The organism is Romboutsia sp. Marseille-P6047 (assembly GCF_900604535.1).
Taxonomy (GTDB): domain Bacteria; phylum Bacillota; class Clostridia; order Peptostreptococcales; family Peptostreptococcaceae; genus Romboutsia_E.
In genome coordinates, this window is sequence record NZ_UWOT01000016.1 from 1 (window position 1) to 19,131 (window position 19,131).

17 protein-coding genes and 1 rRNA gene are annotated in these 19,131 nt (G+C 27.1%); 1 reads left to right on the forward strand and 17 read right to left on the reverse strand.

What is annotated here, in order from left to right:
• The 11 genes from EIH23_RS13560 to EIH23_RS13610 form a co-directional block, all read right to left on the reverse strand.
• Positions 1–130: ribosomal RNA gene (locus tag EIH23_RS13560) — 16S ribosomal RNA — on the reverse strand; the annotation flags it as partial.
• A 422-nt stretch (positions 131–552) separates the two neighbouring features.
• The gene (locus tag EIH23_RS13565; protein WP_122640969.1) at positions 553–1,515 is read right to left on the reverse strand and encodes a glycoside hydrolase family 73 protein; all 963 of its coding nucleotides are present in this window, start codon (positions 1,513–1,515) and stop codon (positions 553–555) included.
• A 276-nt stretch (positions 1,516–1,791) separates the two neighbouring features.
• Positions 1,792–2,847 (reverse strand): ABC transporter substrate-binding protein, encoded by a 1,056-nt coding sequence (locus EIH23_RS13570; protein ID WP_122640971.1) that lies wholly within the window; start codon positions 2,845–2,847, stop codon positions 1,792–1,794.
• 24 nt (positions 2,848–2,871) lie between these two features.
• Complete coding sequence (locus EIH23_RS13575) at positions 2,872–3,555, reverse strand: ABC transporter permease (protein WP_334294993.1); 684 nt, start codon at positions 3,553–3,555, stop codon at positions 2,872–2,874.
• 98 nt (positions 3,556–3,653) lie between these two features.
• Positions 3,654–4,496 carry an ABC transporter permease gene (locus EIH23_RS13580; protein ID WP_122640975.1) on the reverse strand — a complete coding sequence of 281 codons (843 nt, stop codon included), beginning with the start codon at positions 4,494–4,496 and terminating at the stop codon, positions 3,654–3,656.
• Positions 4,496–5,542: a spermidine/putrescine ABC transporter ATP-binding protein gene (gene potA / locus EIH23_RS13585; RefSeq protein ID WP_122640977.1), complete on the reverse strand. Its 1,047-nt coding sequence runs from the start codon at positions 5,540–5,542 to the stop codon at positions 4,496–4,498. The genes EIH23_RS13580 and potA overlap by 1 nt, the downstream gene beginning before the upstream one ends.
• 18 nt (positions 5,543–5,560) lie before the next feature.
• A complete protein-coding gene (locus EIH23_RS13590; protein ID WP_122640978.1) occupies positions 5,561–6,100 on the reverse strand; it encodes a helix-turn-helix domain-containing protein in 540 nt (179 codons plus the stop codon).
• A gap of 375 nt (positions 6,101–6,475) precedes the next feature.
• Positions 6,476–7,081, reverse strand: coding sequence for a DedA family protein (locus tag EIH23_RS13595; RefSeq protein WP_122640979.1), 606 nt, complete (start codon positions 7,079–7,081; stop codon positions 6,476–6,478).
• Between the two features lie 92 nt (positions 7,082–7,173).
• On the reverse strand, positions 7,174–8,529 hold the full coding sequence (locus tag EIH23_RS13600) for a sensor histidine kinase (protein WP_122640980.1): 1,356 nt from the start codon (positions 8,527–8,529) through the stop codon (positions 7,174–7,176).
• Positions 8,530–8,531: 2 nt separating this feature from the next.
• A complete protein-coding gene (locus tag EIH23_RS13605) occupies positions 8,532–9,200 on the reverse strand; it encodes a response regulator transcription factor (protein ID WP_122640981.1) in 669 nt (222 codons plus the stop codon).
• Positions 9,201–9,282: 82 nt separating this feature from the next.
• A complete protein-coding gene (locus EIH23_RS13610; protein WP_122640982.1) occupies positions 9,283–9,675 on the reverse strand; it encodes a PepSY domain-containing protein in 393 nt (130 codons plus the stop codon).
• A 258-nt stretch (positions 9,676–9,933) separates the two neighbouring features.
• Here EIH23_RS13610 and EIH23_RS13615 point away from each other — a divergent pair, with 258 nt between their 5' ends.
• Entirely contained in the window at positions 9,934–10,773 is an 840-nt protein-coding gene (locus tag EIH23_RS13615; protein ID WP_122640983.1) for a CvfB family protein, read from the forward strand.
• 31 nt (positions 10,774–10,804) lie between these two features.
• On the opposite strand, the gene ybaK is transcribed toward EIH23_RS13615, so the two are convergent.
• From ybaK to EIH23_RS13645, 6 genes are all read right to left on the reverse strand, one after another.
• Positions 10,805–11,287, reverse strand: coding sequence for a Cys-tRNA(Pro) deacylase (gene ybaK / locus EIH23_RS13620; protein WP_122640984.1), 483 nt, complete (start codon positions 11,285–11,287; stop codon positions 10,805–10,807).
• Between the two features lie 95 nt (positions 11,288–11,382).
• Positions 11,383–13,173: an aminopeptidase P family protein gene (locus EIH23_RS13625; protein WP_122640985.1), complete on the reverse strand. Its 1,791-nt coding sequence runs from the start codon at positions 13,171–13,173 to the stop codon at positions 11,383–11,385.
• A gap of 226 nt (positions 13,174–13,399) precedes the next feature.
• Positions 13,400–14,611, reverse strand: a complete 1,212-nt coding sequence (locus EIH23_RS13630; protein WP_122640986.1) for a NupC/NupG family nucleoside CNT transporter — start codon at positions 14,609–14,611, stop codon at positions 13,400–13,402.
• 467 nt (positions 14,612–15,078) lie between these two features.
• Positions 15,079–15,264: a hypothetical protein gene (locus EIH23_RS13635; protein WP_122640987.1), complete on the reverse strand. Its 186-nt coding sequence runs from the start codon at positions 15,262–15,264 to the stop codon at positions 15,079–15,081.
• A gap of 155 nt (positions 15,265–15,419) precedes the next feature.
• A complete protein-coding gene (locus EIH23_RS13640; RefSeq protein WP_122640988.1) occupies positions 15,420–16,274 on the reverse strand; it encodes a bifunctional 5,10-methylenetetrahydrofolate dehydrogenase/5,10-methenyltetrahydrofolate cyclohydrolase in 855 nt (284 codons plus the stop codon).
• Between the two features lie 55 nt (positions 16,275–16,329).
• Positions 16,330–18,957 carry a cation-translocating P-type ATPase gene (locus tag EIH23_RS13645; protein WP_122640989.1) on the reverse strand — a complete coding sequence of 876 codons (2,628 nt, stop codon included), beginning with the start codon at positions 18,955–18,957 and terminating at the stop codon, positions 16,330–16,332.
• Between the last annotated feature and the right edge of the window lie 174 nt (positions 18,958–19,131).

Below are 19,131 nucleotides of genomic sequence, written 5' to 3' on the forward strand. Positions count from 1 at the left end.
TGTGTATAGGGCAGGTTACCCACGCGTTACTCACCCGTCCGCCGCTCACTTCCGAAGAAGTTCGCTCGACTTGCATGTGTTAGGCACGCCGCCAGCGTTCATCCTGAGCCAGGATCAAACTCTCAAATAAAATTCACTTTCGTTCATTTCGCCATCGTCTATTCTCTACGAGAATATCCCGATGCTCAAAAGTTGTCCATCGCTCAGCTAATCATTATCTGAATATCTGGCTTGGTTGTTTGTGTTTTAATTCTTAAATAAGAATTAGTTATATAAATTAACCTACTGTTTAATTTTCAAAGTTCTTAATTTTGTCTTCTTATCTTTCAGACAAGTTATACTTTATCATTTTTGTATTTTTTAGTCAATAGTTTTTTAATATTTTTTTAATTTATTATATTTTTTACCTTGCTTTAATATTATATATCATTTTTCCTTATTTATTCATACTAAAAATTATTATATTAATTTGGATAAATAAGCCTATTTAAAACTAGACTTATTTATCCATTAGTATGTATCTAATTACTGCATTCAATATCAAAATATTTTTTATCTATATAATTTAGAATCAACCAACTGTAAGTTATACTTTCTAATAAGTTTAATCAACATATCTGCATATATCTTTTCACCATATTCATTTTCTTTAGTACTATATCCAGCATCCTCTAAAGCCTGAGCTTGAGTAGTATAGTGTTTAGCTTCAAAAAGACCATTTTTTTCATATCTAGGATTTTCCTTTAAGAACTTACCATGATCTTTTATAGACTGATCAACAGACGGATACACCCTGAAGGTTGCTATTATTTTATCATCATAATTTTCAGATGTTTCCATGCTTATTTTTTCTCCATCCCAAGATGAATCTGCTTTTATTCCAAATAAATTATTTCCTTGTTTAGCAAGTTCAGAGTTTCCCCACCCAGACTCTAGTATACATTGACTTATAGTTATAGACGGTAGTATTTTATATTCATTATAATTTTTTATAGCAATATCCTCTATTTTGTTTATAAATATAATTTCTGGACTATTTTCAGTAAACTTTATATTACCTAAGCATAAATATTCTAAACTTTTTAGATTTTTTTCTACTTTTGATTTTTGCTTCTCATCAAAGTTTAATTCATTTAGAACTTCTTTTATAGACTTCAATGTATAAGTATAATTACCATTTTCATCTTTAGATTTATTTAAAAACTTTTTAGCCCTATTTAAGACTTCACTTTTCTTTACCTTACTTAAATCATTATTATATATCACCATATCAATAGCCAGAAGCTCTTTCCAATTAATTTGAGTTTCTTGTTTGCCTGCTTCATCTGCTACATCCATGTAAAATTCAATTTTAGAGTCTTCTATATTTTTAGCTTTAAACATCTCAATTGCATACTTTAGTCCTACAACCAATACGATTATAAAAATTAAACTAATAACTATAGAGATAATTTTTTTTACTTTTTTCTTTCTTATTTTTCTTCTTTTTAGATGTTTTATCTTTTTCTTCCCCATAACCCCTCCTTATCTTTATTACTTATATATTATACTATATTCTTACTAATCGCCTTTATTATGTATAAATTTTATTTAAATTACACCAATCGATAATCTATTTATACGAATATTAAATTCATTACATGATATAAAATTAATATTTTATAATATAATAATCGAATCTACTCTTACAAGTATATTAATCATATACTTTAATAAGTGTAAATTTAATAGTATTAAAAATCAATAAAAAATAAAAAGGTCTGATTGAATTCAATCAGACCTTTTTATTTCTTATTCGCATTTAACTTCTATCCATGCATTATCATATAGTTTTAGTACATCCATACTTAAATCAGAGAAAACTTCAGTTTTTTCTATAACTTCTTTAGAAGGATTCATTATAGGATCTTCAGTATAATCTTCTCCTAAAATTTCTATAGCACCAGTATTCGGTGTTGAATACCATATATACTCAACATTTTGAGCTGAGTTTTCAGGGTCTAACATAAAGTTTATAAACTGCTCTGCGTATTCTTTATTTTCTGCAGTTTTTGGTATACACATTGCATCAATCCATCTGTTAGTTCCTTCCTCTGGAATTGAATACGCTAAATCCTCGTTACTTTCAAGTAAAACAATCGCATCACCAGAATAAACTATACCCATAGCTGCTTCACCTGCTACAAGTCTATCTTTACCATCATCATTAACATAAGACTGTACTATAGGTTTTTGAATCATAAGTTGTTGTTTAGCTTCTTCTATTTCATTTTGATTTGTAGAATTCATTGAGTATCCTAACCTTTTTAATGATATTCCCATACTATCTCTAACAGAATCTAGCATTTGAATTTCACCTGTATACTTTTCATTCCAAAGTACATCCCAAGTTTTAACATCTTCTTCATCTACAATATTTTTATTATATACAATTCCAAATGTTCCCCACATATAAGGCACACTGTGCTTATCACCTTTATCATATGGCACATTTTTAAATTCTTCATCTATATATTTATAGTTAGGTATATTGTTATAATCAATTTCTTCTAACATATCTTCATTTATCATTTTTTCAACCATATAATCTGATGGGAATACCAGATCATACTTTGAACTTCCACTTTTTACCTTCTGATACATAGACTCATTTGTGTCATATGTTTCATAAACTACTTTTATTCCAGTTTCCTCTTCAAACTTAGTCAATAAGTCTTCATCTATATAATCTCCGACATTATATATGTTAAGAACTTGATTAGATGGCTTCGAACTACCACATCCAACTAATAATGTAGAGGCTAGTGCAAATATAGTAGCTAAGCATATAATTTTTTTAGACTTCATATTTACCCTCCTCAAGAACATTTATTATTCTTTATTTAATACTGGCTGTTTTTTACCACTTACATTAGATAATATTAATAGTATTAAAACAACAACAAACATTATTGTAGATAATGCATTTATCTCTGGACTAATTCCTCTTCTTGTCATTGAGTATATCTCTATTGATAAATTTGTCACTCCATTACCTGCTGTAAAGAAGCTTATTACAAAATCATCTATAGACATAGTAAATGCTATTAACATACCTGATATTATACCTGGCTTTATTTGAGGTATTACAACTTTTTTAAGTGCATACATAGGTGTAGCGCCTAAATCCATTGCAGCATCCTCAATATTAGGAGGTAATTGTTTTAGTTTTGGTAAAACAGAAAGTATTACATATGGAATATTAAATACTATATGAGAAAGTAATATAGTTTTAAATCCAAATTCAACATTTAAAAATACAAATAGTGTCATTAAAGATACTCCAGTTACAACATCTGGATTTAATATCGGCAAATTATTTACATTTAATATTACTTTTTTTAATTTACCCCTCTTCATATTATGTATACCAATTGCTGTAATCGTACCGATTATTGTAGCTACTAATGATGCTACAACTGCTATTACTATAGTATAAAATAAAGCCGTCATTATTCGTTCATCTTGAAATAAACTTTGATACCATTTAAACGTAAAACCTTCCCATTTCCCCATAGACTTAGAATCATTAAATGAGAAAACAGCTAGAGCCATTATTGGTGCATATAAAAATATGAACACCAACGTTAAGTATATATTAGACGTTAGTTTCTTTATAATAGTAATCCACCGCCTTCTTTGCTAGATTCATTTTCAAATTTATTCATAAATGCCATTGACAGTAGAATTAATATCATCATAAATATAGATACTGCTGATCCAAAGTGCCAATCTCCAACTGCCATAAATTGCTGCTCAATTAAGTTACCAACTAGCATTATTTTACCACCACCAAGTAACTTAGAAATTACAAATGTAGATACCGCTGGCATAAATACCATTGTTGTACCTGATGCAACACCCGGTATACTTAAAGGGAAAATAACTTTAGTAAACACTTGAAAACTATTTGCTCCTAAGTCCTTTGCTGCATTAATCAAGTCTTGATCCATTTTTGAAAGTATTGTGTATATCGGAAGTACCATAAATGGTAAAAAGTTATATACCATACCTAATAGTACTGCTGTATTTGTGTATAATATATTAGCGGGCTCAAATCCTAATGATGTAAGAATTGTGTTTATAAAGCCATTCTTACCTAATATTGACATCCATGCATAAGTTCTTAATAAAAAGTTCATCCACATTGGTAATATAAATAACATTATTAATATCCCTTGTCTACTTACTTTTGCCTTAGAAATAATATATGCTGTTGGATATCCAATTAATATACATAGTAATGTTGATATTAGAGCAAGCCATAGTGAACGAGCAAATACCTTGAAAAATATAGGATCCATTAATCTTTGGAAGTTTTCTAACGATAGTATATATCTACCATCAACTTCCTTAGTAAATCCAAAAAATACTATTAATAATAAAGGAATGACTATAAATATCATACTCCATATTGCATAAGGAGAAGCTAAATATGAGTTAGTTTTTCTTTTCATTATACTTCACTTACCTTTTTCATAATGTGTATATCTTCTGGATATATATTCATACCAAGTTCTTCTCCTACCTTGGCATTTTGCGTATTATGAATTATCCATTTCCTACTATTTTCTTCAACTTCTATCTCATAATGTACACCTTTGAAAACAACTGATGTAACTATACCTCTTAACATTCCTTCATTCGCACTTGTCATCTTTATATCTTCTGGCCTTATTACAACATCTATAACTTCATCTTTTTTGAATCCTTTATCTACACATTCAAAGTGCTTTCCACAGAATTCAACTTTATAATCATCATGCATAACTCCGTCAAATATATTACTTTCACCTATAAATCTAGCAACAAAAGCATTTTTAGGCTCATTGTATATATCTTCAGGACTACCCATTTGTTGTATTTTACCTTTATTCATTACTACTATTGTATCTGACATAGTTAATGCTTCTTCTTGATCATGTGTTACAAATATAAATGTTATCCCAAGCTTTTGTTGTATCTTTTTTAACTCAGTTTGCATCTCTTGTCTTAATTTTAAATCTAGTGCTCCTAGTGGCTCATCTAATAATAAAACCTTAGGTTCATTTACTAATGCTCTCGCTATAGCGATTCTTTGTTGTTGGCCACCACTTAAAGAATCTATACTTCTTTTTTCAAATCCTTCAAGTGCAACAAGCTTTAGCATTTCTCTTACTTTTCTATCTATTTCATCCTTAGGCATTTTCTTTATTTTTAGCCCAAATGCTATATTTTCATAAATATTCATATGTGGGAATAAAGCATATTTTTGAAATACTGTATTTACAGGCCTTTCATAAGGCGGTATATTATTCAAATCTTTATTTTCAAATAATACCTTTCCATCATCTGCATATTCAAACCCAGCTATTATTTTTAACGTAGTCGTTTTTCCACATCCACTTGGACCTAGTAATGTTAAAAATTCATTCTTTTTAATGTCTAAATTTAGACCATCTAAAACTTTATTATCTTCATAAGTTTTAGATATACCTTGTAAACTTATTATGTTATCTGTCAATTATATAGCACCTCTTTCCTAAAATGATGGTGGAGTACTTACCCAAACCACTCTAGCTTCTTTTTTTCCTACATTTGATATATAATGATTTGCTCTAGGTTTAAAATAAAAACTTTCTCCTTTTTTAACCTTGCTTTTTTTATCTCCTATATGTACATATATTGAACCTGCAAGAACATATCCAAATTCTTCTCCTTCATGAGGCTTTTCTTCTTTATATTGACCGCCTGGATATAATGTTATTATTATAGGTTCCATTTGATTTTTTTGAGAATTCGGAATTAACCATTTTAATTTATATTTTAATTCTTCATCTTCAGTTTCAAACATATCATCTTTTGTAAAAGATATTCTTTCATCATCTATTTCATTAAAAAATTCTCTTAAGTTCGTTCCTAAGATTTCCAATATATCTATAAGAGTAGCTATGGATGGCGACGTAAGGTTATTCTCAACTTGAGATATAAATCCTTTTGATAACTCACATCTATTTGCAAGTTCTTCTTGGGTCAATTGTTTTTCAATTCTCATCCTTTTAATTTTCTCACCTATATCCATATTTACACCTCCTCGTTTTGTTATAATGACTAAACATTGAGTTTAAAATTTCTAAACAACAAAAGTTATTATATAAAATTTTAAGATTTTATTCAATAGTTTTTTAACTATTTTTTATTTTTTCCTAACTGTCAAAACCTAGTATTTTTAATGTTTTTATTATTTACTTTGTATATTAAGTTTATATTAATATTTATAAAGTTTAGTATGCCTAATTTTTTAATACCTTTACCTTACTTTATATCTAATTTAATTATTAAATAATTTTATAAACCTTTTATATTTTATCCTATCTTTATATTTTCTCAATATTACATATATATACTCTAAAAAGCCTCTTAAATTTCTTCAAGAGGCTTTTTAGAGTATATATATTTAGCAATTATTTTTTATGTACCTATCTTTTCTTAAGAACAAAGTAACTATTATAATTAATATCAAAATAAAAATTAATATAGAATAGTTTTTCATTATGTATCCTATTTCAGATAAATTATCACCTAAAATATATCCCAATCCAATTAGTCCAGAATTCCATACACCTATACCTATAGATGAGTAGCATATAAATGAGTACATATTCATTTTATTTATACCTGCAGGTATAGATATAAAAGTTCTAGCTACTGGAATTACCCTTGATATCATAACTGATACTTTTCCATATTTATTTAACCACCAAACTGATACATTCATTGATTTTTTTATCTTCGGATACTTCTTTAATAAATATTTCATTAATGATTTTCCAAACTTTAATCCAATTAAGTAATTTGTAATACTTCCAGTTATACCAGCTAATATAGATATTATAAGAACCACTAAAAAATTAAAATCACCTTTAGAAATCATTATTCCTACTAGTGGCAACACAACTTCACTAGGCAAAGGAAAATTTGCATACTCTAAAGTTATAATAATAAAAATACTTATTAGCCCATACTGATTCATGAAATTTATCACTAAAGTATTTATATCCATAAATCCACCTCTTTTTAAATATAATCAAATCGACTTTGTTATATTTATTTTAAATATAAGAGGTTAAATATTTCTTAATAAAATATTAAAATTTAATGAGAATTTTTAAGTTTCAATATGATATTTGTATACTTATTAACTTCACTATATATTTTTATTTCACCTTTATACATTAATATAATTCTTTTAGCTATTGAAAGACCTAAGCCAAAGGAGTTATTTTTAACTCTAGCCTCATCTGCTTTATAAAATCGTTCGGTAACTTTTTTGATATGTTTTTTATCAATACCCATACCATTGTCCTTTATTGATATACACATATTTTCATTTTCTATATAAACAGATAATTCTATTCTTATATTATCTTTATTATTATACTTTATAGCATTATCAATAATTATCAATAACAATTGTTTTAAATGTTCTTTTGTTATTTTTATTTTAATATTACTATCTATATCAACTTTAAAATCTATAGATTCATTTAAAAACTTATAATTATCTATAGTGTCTAAGATAATATCCTTAGGATAAATTAATTCTACTTTATTTAAATCTATAATTTCTTTATCCGCCCTTGATAATGAAAGTAAATCATTAACCATTTTTATCATTCTATTAACTTCATCTAAGCATACATTTATTGAATTATTTAAGACATCCTTATCTTCTTTTCCCCACCTATTTAACATCTTCAAATGACCTTGAAGAACAGTTAAAGGAGTTCTTAATTCATGAGATGCATCTGATACAAATTGACTTTGATTGTTAAAAGCATCTTCTATCTCATCCATCATAGAATTAAATAAAATATTCATTTTATCAAATTCATCATTAGTATTTAACAAAGGAACTCTTAAATCAATATTATTTTCTTTAATATTTTTCATTGTATTAGTTAAAACTTTTAGCCTATTTACAAATCGCTTTGATAAGTATAATGATCCAAAAATACTAAGTACTATACTAAGTATAATAGCTCCTATAAATATAAAAATATAATTTTCTAAAAAATCAGTTAATATATCTATTTTTTGTAAAATTTGAACTTGATAAGTATTATTTATATCTTTATCTAATAATATATATGGTCTATATTCTATTATCTTTAATTTATATTTTATATTATTTTTAACACTTATTTTATCCCATATGTCTGAATTTGTTTGGAAAATAGATTTTCCATTTTTATAAACCCTAACATACTCATCTTCAGTTAAATTACTTATAAAATTAGTTAAATCTTTATAACTTTCTTCACCTTCTCTAGTAATCATATATCTTAACTGATTATATGTTTTGTCTATCAATTCACATTGATGTTCTATGCTAAATGCAGTAAAACTTATAACTTGTATTATTGTATAAATTGTAAGTATTGCAACTATAATAGCCAAAGAAACAAGACTAAACTCCTTAGATACTGATAATTTCTTTTTTAATTTCATATCTAAGACCTCATAACATATCCAACTGATCTGACTGTCTGAATATATTCTTCTTTATTTTCACTATCCAATTTATTTCTTAAATATCTTATATAAACATCTACTACATTAGTCTCTGCTTCATAATCGTAACCCCATATATTTTCTAAAAGTGAATATCTAGAAATTACCTTATCCTTATTTTCTATTAAGTATAGCAAGAGCTCATACTCCTTATTTGTAAGGTTAATTTCTTTATCACCCTTTTTTACTATTCTAGACTCTTTACAAACTTTTATATCTTTTATTTTTATTTCTTTTAAATTTGCTTCTCCTTGTCTTCTAAATACAACTTGAATTCTTGCTAATAATTCTTCTATTGCAAACGGCTTAGCTATATAATCATCAGCTCCAGTTTGAAGTCCAGTAACTTTATCCATAACACTATCTCTTGCACTCAACATAATTATTGGTGTATCTTTTTCTCTTTTTAATCTTCTACAAACTTCTAGCCCATTAAGCTCTGGCAACATCAAGTCTAATAAGATTAAATCATAACTTTCTTTAATTGCTTCATACAATCCACTCTTACCATCCTCTTTTATAACTACATTATATCCTTCAAATTGTAATTCCATTTTTACAAAAGAAGATATATTTTTCTCGTCTTCTATGACTAATATTTTTTTCATAAACATATTCCTTTCTTGTTTATATTTATTATACAAAAATAGGAATATATTAATTATATCCCCACTTTACTATATTAATTATTTAATCATATTTATAGCTATTTCTAAAATTATCATCTAGATCTATTATAGCTCCACTATTGCTGTTAACAGTAACTTCTCTAAGTAGATTATTCTCATCCTTTATTTTAAATTCATATTCGAAGGTAAAACTATCATCATCAAAATCTTTTTCAACTTTAATAATATCACCTGGAATTTTACTTAATGCAATTTCTTTTAACTGATCTTCTGTATAATTTACTTTAGATTCTGCATATGAAAACACTCCTATGCCAACACTTCCAATTCCTATTATAGAAAAAATTAATATCATTATTATACTTTTCTTTATTTTTTTCTTCTTTAATTTTATCTTTTCTATTATATCTAATTTATTCACTTTTTCTTCTTTCTTATTTTCATTCATATTCATAATTAGCTACCTCCAATCTTTAATTGTATTATATATTTTTTAAATTAGAGGCGTATTAATGAAGTATTAAAATTTAATGAGAAAATCATCTAATTTTATTATATTATTACCTTTTAATAATTAATTCATTTTATTTTCCTAACTATTTCAATAATTTATTAGTATTTTGTAAAAAATATTTTATATAACTCACATAATATATGATATTATATAGAAATGCACAATTATAAATAATAATTTAGTAAGGAGATGCTTAATTTGATAAAAATAGGTGATTTTAATAAATTAAAAGTTAAAAGGAAAGCTGATTTTGGTTATTTCTTAGATGGTAAAACTAATCAAACTAAAGATGATATATTATTACATAATAGATTACTTGGAAAAAACAGTATAGAAATAGGAGATGAAGTTGAAGCTTTTATTTTTAAGGATTCAGAAGATAGACTATCTGCAACTTTAATAGCCCCTAAAGCTAAAGTTGGTGAAATTTCTATGTTAAAAGTTGTTGCTCATACGAAAATAGGAAGTTTCATAGATATCGGTCTTCCTAAAGATATACTAGTTCCTTTTAAGGCTAGAACTTATGATTTAGAAAAAGGAGAAAGATATCCATTCTATATATATGTAGATAAAAGCGAAAGATTAGCAGCTACTACTGATATAGATTCATACTTAACTACTGATCATGAATATAATATTGGAGATACAGTTAATGGAGTTGTATATGGATTCCAAACGAATAATTCAGCTATGGTTGTAGTTGATAATAAGTATGCTGGGGTAATACTACATAATGAATATTTCACTGAGTTAAAACATGGGCAGGAGTTAACTTTAAAAGTTATAAAAATATATGAAGATGGAAAACTAGGACTTTCTCCTAGACAGGGTAGAAAAGATGAACTAGATACTTTAGAATCTTCTATTATTAGTTACTTAGAGGGTAATGATGGATTTATGAGATTTAATGATAAATCTACGCCAGAAGAAATTGCCACTGTGTTTAATTCTAGTAAGAAAAACTTTAAACGTGCTTTAGGTATTCTTATGAAAAAAGGTGTCATAACTCAAGATTCAAAAGGCACTTATATTAAGTAGATTATAAAATAGACTGAGTATTTTACTCAGTCTATTTTATAATGTCTTCAAATTCAAATTTAACTAGTTTTTGTAAATCAGTAGGAGATATTTCAATTTGATATCCTATTTTACCTGCACTTACAATAATTTCATTTAATTCTTTAGCACTTATATTTACAAAAGTTTTATACAACTTTTTCATACCTATAGGTGAACACCCTCCCCTTACATATCCAGTAACTTTATTAATATCTTTAACATGTATCATTTCTATATTCTTTTCTTTAGAAGCTTTTGCCGCCTTCTTTAAATCCAAATTTTCATTAACTGGTATAACATATACATAGTATTCTTTACTTAAACCTTGTGCTACCAATGTCTTATACACCACTTTAATATCCTTACCTATTTTACTTGCAACTTCAATTCCATCCACATATTTTTTTCCAATATCATAAGAATATATATTGTATTTAATATCATTCGAATCAAGTATTCTCATTGCATTAGTTTTTACTTTTGATTTTGACATGTTATATCTCATCCCTTTTTATATATTTTACTATCTAATTATTTTATAAAATAAAAGATGTATCCATATAATTTAGGATACACCTTTTTATTTCATTATATAGCCCTAGTATATTTCTTTAACCATTCCTTTTCTTCTTCATTTAAGTATGGAGAAATCTCATTATAAACTTTCTTATGATAATCATTTAAGTAATCAATTTCTGCTTTTTCCATTAACATCGGATTAATTCCATCTAAGTCTATAGGAACAAGTGTAACAGCTTCAAATTCCATAAATTGTCCATATTCATTTACATCACTCTTAACTGTTATAAGCTCATTCTCTATTCTTATACCATGAGATCCATCTATATAAATACCTGGTTCATTAGTAGTAACCATACCAGCTTCTAATACACAACTATCATTCCTTTCAGGTACTATTCTCCATCTAAATCCATTTGGAGCCTCATGTACATTTAAAACAAATCCTATACCATGTCCTGTACCTGTTCTATAATCTATACCTAAATCCCAAATTGGACCTCTTGCTAGTATATCTAAGTTGTACCCTCTACATCCATACATGAACTTAGCCATTGATAATTTTACCATACCTCTAACTACAGCTGTAAAATGTGTTTTTTGAACTTCAGGAATATCACCTAATACATATACTCTAGTTATATCTGTGGTTCCATCAAAATATTGTCCCCCAGAATCTACTAACAATAATCCTTCTGGGTATAATTTATATGCGCTTTCTTTTGTAGCACTATAATGAATTATTGCCCCATGCTCTTTATATCCTGCTATTGTGTTAAAACTAGGCTCAATAAAGTTTTCTTGCTCTTGTCTAAACTTTAGCAATTGCTCATCTATACTAACTTCATCCATTTCAATTTTTCCTACATTATTTTTTAACCAATACATAAACTTAGTCATAGCAACGCCATCTCTTATATGACATTTTCTTATATTATTTAACTCTACTTCATTTTTTATAGCTTTAAGTAATACAGTAGGGTTTTGTACACTTACTTTTTCTATTTCACTCGAAATATTGTTATAAATTGCATAATTTATCTTAGATTTATCTAGTAATACAACTTGATCTTTATCTATGTTTTTTATAAAATCGTATATTTCAAAATATGGTTTTATAATTGTATCTGCCTTATTTAACTCTTCTTTCATTTCAATTGTAAGTTTATTATCATCAACAAATAAATAAACTTTATCTAAAGTTATTATTGCATATGAAAGAAGTACAGGATTATACTTTACATCTCTACCTCTTATATTAAATAACCATGCTATATCATCTAATGATGCAATTATATGCATTGTTGCATTATTTTCTTTTATAGATTTTCTTACTTTATTTAATTTACTTAAAAAATCTTCTCCTGTATATTTTATATCTAATAAAAATCCTATTTCTGATGACATCGATGATCTATCTTCCCATATATAATCAATTAAATCATCTTCGTAAGAAATTTTTATATTTTTACTTTTTAATCGATGTTTTAATTTTTCTCCTTCATCAACAGATATCACTCTTCCATCAAATCCTAACGTTGAATTTTCCGGCATATTATCATATAAATAATCTTCAATAGTAGGAACCCCTTCCATTCCAGACTTATATAGTTTTATGCCACTATCTTTAAGTTCAGTTTCAGCTTGTAAGAAGTACCTTCCATCAGTCCATAATCCACCATCATCTTTAGTTATTACTATAGTACCTGCCGACCCTGTAAATCCAGATATATATTCTCTACTTTTAAAATACTCTCCAACATACTCACTTTGATGAAAGTCTGAAGATGGTATTATATAGGCATAAATTTCTTTTTGACTCATTAGTTTTCTTAATTTTTCAATTCTATTTTTTATCATATGTATACCCCCTCTAGTCTTTATTTTCTATTTTTTTATATTATATACTTAATGTCAAATAATTAATATATTATTTTTAAATTAGAATAATATTCTATATTCATTTTACCCATAACCTTATATTTATAATTATGTTAATCTATATATTATTCCTTTTAAAAAAAACCACTTTAAAATAATTAACTTATTTTAAAGTGGTTTTTGATTAAATATAATTCTATTAATTTTATAAAGCAGCGATTAGACCTACAACTAATGCACTTAATATACTTACTAAGAATCCACCTATCATACCTCTAAATGCTAGTTTTGATAATTGATTTCTTTTTTCGGGGCAGAATACTGATATTCCTGATATACATATACCCATACTTGATATATTGGCAAATCCACATAAAGATACAGATAACACCATGGCAGTTCTTGGTTCTAATGTCTTTATAACATCTCCTAGTTGACCAAATGCAACAAACTCATTAAGAACTAATTTACTTCCTAGTAATTGCCCTGCTAGAGATATTTCATCTGGTTTTAATCCCATTAAAAATCCTATAGGCGCAAAAACTACTGATAATATCTTTTCTAAAGATAGTCCAAATATTCCAAGCCCTCCATTAACTAATGCAACTAAACCAGTTATAGCTATAAGAGCTGCACCTATTCCTAAAACCATTTGAAGCCCATCTGAAGCACCTTGAGATATTGCAGATATAAGATTCGGATTATCTCCTTTATTATCAATCTTAATATCTTTAACTTCACTTTTACCAACTAAACTTAAATCTTCTGGCAGTAACATTTTAGAAACTAATATACTTCCAAATGGAACTAATGCTCCTCCTAAAAGTAAATATTGCATAGGTATTCCCATACCAGCATATCCCATAAGTACTGTAGCAGACATACTACCCATACCTGATATTAGAACTAACATTATTTCACTTTCAGTCATAGATTTTAAGTACTTACTTACTAATACTGGAGATTCAGTTTGTCCTAAGAACATGTTAGCAACAGCTACAAAGCTTTCAACTTTAGATGTTCCAAGAACCTTTCCTACTATTCCACCTATTGCTGTAACTATAGCACTTATAACACCTAAATAATATAAAACTGCAACTAATGCAGAAACAAATATTATGTTTCCTAATACACTTATTGCAAATATACTTCCCGTTGGCGCTGATGAATCTGCAAGTGTTCCAAACATAAACGATAATCCCTCTGCACCATAACCCAGAACTGCAGTTACAAAGTCAGATACTTTTTCTAAGGCCATTTGACCTAGAGGGAATTTTACTAATAAAAATGCTAGTATAAATTGTATTACTAGTGCTTTTATTATCATTTTTTTATCGATAGCTTTCTTATCCGTTGAGAATAAGAATAATGCACCTAGTAAAACAACTATACCAATTACGTTTAATAAGATTTCCATTTGTTTTACTCATTCCTCTTCTATTGTATATTTTTATTTTATGCTTTTCTATTATAACCTCTAAATATGCAATTGTTCAACATTTTTAGACATTTTTTTCGTATTTATATATATTTCTTATTTTTATAAAACTTACTATTTTAAGTTTTATATAGTAATGATATTAAAATATAAATCATATTTTTATATAGATAATCACATATCATTAATACAATTGAACTATATAATATACAGAGTAATATTATTATACATTGGATAGCTAATCCATTAAGATGTAAACCATATATAATATTAATATTAAGTTAATTAAATTATAGATTCCATTTATAGAAATATATAATATTATTCCTGTAAATAAACTCATCAAGAGTTTTTTTCTTATATAATAACTAAACATACCAAGAAAAAGTCCTAATAACCCATTAATAAATAAAAACCTTATGGACTCAACTTGATTAGATACTCAATTAATAAAACGTAAATATATATGATGTGTCTATACTAGGTGATTTTCTGCTTATAATATATACTGGTATTATATTTAATATTGTAATAACTTCTAATTTATCCGAACATATAATTGGAATATAACTTATTAACAATCCTGACATAATAGAAAGTATTAAACCTGTAAATTGTTCTTTTATTTTCATACTCTCCCTCCACTAGACAATGTATATATTATATTATGTTATATATATATATAAGTTGATACAATATAAAAAGGATATCTAAAGTCAAAGTATAAGTAATTTAACTTTATGATATCCTTTTATTTTGATGTTTTTATTAACATAAATAATATTATTTATATATTAAAATTAATTTTATACAGTTCAATAACATTTTCAATAAGTGAATTTATTGTAGCTTTACCTGTGCAGTTTATTCTATTTGATACCATACTAGCTTTTCCTATACTTACAACTTCATCTACATCAAAGTCTAATATCTGTTTTCTACCAACATAAGTAAAACCAACACCAATTACAACAGCATCCTCTTTAATATCTTTCGAGTTAATAAGATTTTGTCTTCCTACACAAGAAATAATTATATCTGCAATTTGGACTAAAGATGACAAGTCTTTTGTCTTACTATTCGCATTTATCAATGTTGCACCTCTATTCATAAGCATAGAACATAGGGGTTTACCAACATGATTAGATTTTCCTATAACTAACGCAACTTTACCTTGTATTTCAACATCATTATACTCTAATAATGATATTACGCCTTTTGGAGTTGCTGGGGCTAATATTTTATCATTACCTAAATTTATCTCTCCTATCCATTCTTTTGCAAATCCATCTGCATCAACACTATAATCTATCGACTTCATTAGATTATCTGTATCTAAATGCTTAAATGTCGGTAATTGAAGTATTACTGGAATTTTTTCTGCATTACATTTATCAATTATATTTTTCACATCTTCATTTGTACAATTTTCTTCTAATTTTATTGCATTTACTTTAAGACCTGCTTTCTCACCCTCAGTTATTTTTCCTTTTATATACCTTGCATTTCCCTCATCGTCAGATGCATTTATTATTATAAATTCAGGCTGCTTGTTTATAATTTTTTCAATTTTTGTAATTTCTTCTTTAAATTTTTGTATTTTTCCTTCACACATTTCTATTGCGTCTATTATTCTTGTCATACTGTCTCTCCTAATTGTTTATTTATCTATTTTACAATTATATAATATATTCCATCTATTTTTTTATTATTTTTGCAATTTCCATGATAAATGTTGAAATTAACGCTAGACCTAGACAAATACTAAATTGACTAATACCAAATGAATTTGGTATTAAAAATAATTCTCTAACACCTGGTACTAAAGTTATACTATATAGTATAAAGCAAACTACTACAGCTCCTAATGCAAATTTATTAGAAAAAATCCCCAACTGAATTAATGTACTTTCATTAGATCTTGCTGGTAATGTTTGAAGAATCCTAGATATTATTAATGTAGAGAATGCCATAGCTACTCCTAAGTACTCTGATGTTAAATTACCTATATACTGAGCAAATATAGTTACAATCCCTATAACTATCCCTCTAAAGACTACTCTTTTTAGCGTACCTCCTGCTAATATACTCTCATTTGGGTCTCTTGGACTATGTTTCATTATACTTTTTTCAGGCGGTTCAAGACCTAATGCAATAGCAGGTAATGAGTCATTTACTAGATTTATAAATAATAATTGCAGTGCAGTAAACGGATTATTCCAATCTGCAAATACAGCAAACAATATTGCTACTATCGCTCCTAAGTTTCCAGCAAATAAATAAGTAATTGCCTTTTTTATATTATCATAAACACTTCTACCTACTTCAACTGCACTTATTATGCTTGAAAAATTATCATCTACTAGTATCATTGCTGATGCATCCTTTGATACATCAGTTCCACTCCCCATACCGATTCCAATATCTGCCTGTTTTAATGATGGTGCATCATTTACTCCATCACCTGTCATCGCAGTTATCTTACCTTTTCTTTGCCATGCTTTAACTATACGTATTTTATTCTCAGGTGAAACCCTAGCATAAACACTTATTTTTTCTAATTCCTTATCTAATTGCTCATCAGTTAAAGCATCTAATTCTTGACCTGTAAGTGCTAATTCACTTTCATCCATTATGCCTATTTGTTTAGCTATTGCTTGAGCTGTAGTTTTATGATCCCCAGTTATCATAATTGTTTTTATACCAGCTTCTTTAGCTTCCTTAACCGCGCTATATACTGATTCCCTAGGAGGGTCTATCATTGCCATTAAGCCTACCAATATCATGTCAATTTCATCTTCTACACTAGGAACAAAATCTTTATCTGGTACATCTTTCATCGCAAAAGCTAAAACTCTTAATGCATTTTTTGAAAACTCTTCATTAACTTTTCTATACTCATTTAAGATTTCATCATTTATTTCAACTACTTCACCATTATTCAAAGCATATTTACATCTATTAAATAATACATCCGGGGCTCCTTTTGTATACATTACTGCATCACCGTAAATATCATTTACAGTAGACATTAATTTTCTATCTGAATCAAATGGTATTTCCCCTTTTCTTACATACTTTCCTCGTAAAGTACTATAATTTAAATCATTTTTATTTGAATAAGTAATTAGTGCAACTTCTGTTGGATCTCCTATCTCATTTCCTTCCTCAGTAATATGAGAATCATTACATAGAGTTGATATCATTGTCAGTAGTTTAGCTTGATAATTATAATGTACATTTCCTTTTTCAAATACATCATCATCATTTCCATACATATAATAATCTACAACTGTCATCTTATTTTGTGTAAGAGTACCAGTTTTATCTGTACATATAATACTTGCAGATCCTAAAGTCTCAACTGCTGGTAGCTTTCTTATTATAACTTGTCGTTTTGCCATATTATTAGTTCCTACAGCTAAAACTATAGTTACAATTGATGATAAAGCTTCCGGAATCGCTGCTACCGCCACGGCCACTGCGAACATAAAACTATCTAAGGCTACACCTATCATATTTGTTGTATTTCTAGTAAAGTATGCTCTTGCAACCTCTATTATAAAAATTACTAAAGCAAGTATAGTTATTCCAATACCTAATTTTTTACTAAACTCCTCTAGCTTCTGTTGAAGAGGAGTTAACTTATTTTCTGAAGATTCTAAAAGACCTGCTATTTTACCCATTTCTGTATTCATACCAGTGTCAGTTACTATAAACATCCCTCTACCATATACGACTATAGACCCACTAAATACCATATTTTTCTGATCTCCTAGCCCAACTTCTTCATTTATTACATCAGTATACTTTAATACAGGTTCTGATTCTCCAGTTAGCATTCCTTCTACAACCTTCAATGTTTCCGCTTCTATAAGTCTTCCATCTGCAGGAACATAGTCACCAGCTTCTAATACTACTATATCTCCTGGCACTAATTGTCTAGATTCTAAGGTTACCTTTTTATTATTTCTTATAACCTTAGCTTGAGGTGCAGATAGTTTCTTTAAACTTTCTAATGACCCCTCCGCCTTTTTAGTCTGTACAACTCCTAATACTGAATTTATTATTACAACCGCAAATATTATTATAGATTCTACAACTTCACCTAATATAATTTGGACTATTGCAGCAATAAGTAATATTATTACTAAAGGATCTTTAAAGGATTCTAAAAATAATTTATATGTAGGTATCTTATCTTTTTCTTTTAATTCATTGTACCCTTTAGATTTTAATAGTTCATTAACTTGATCTTCGGATAATCCCTGTAGACTAGAGTTTAAATTTGACATTACATCTTCATATGTTCTTTTATAAAACATAACACTTCTCCTTACATATAATAAAATTTATACTTTATTATTTATTCTTAAATTTAATTTAGTTTATTATTCTATAAAATTTATTAAAAATTTATTATTAAAATACTATATAACAATAATAGTGTCTTTTAAAATTCAATCCCACATATTACCTATATAATTTACTTATATATT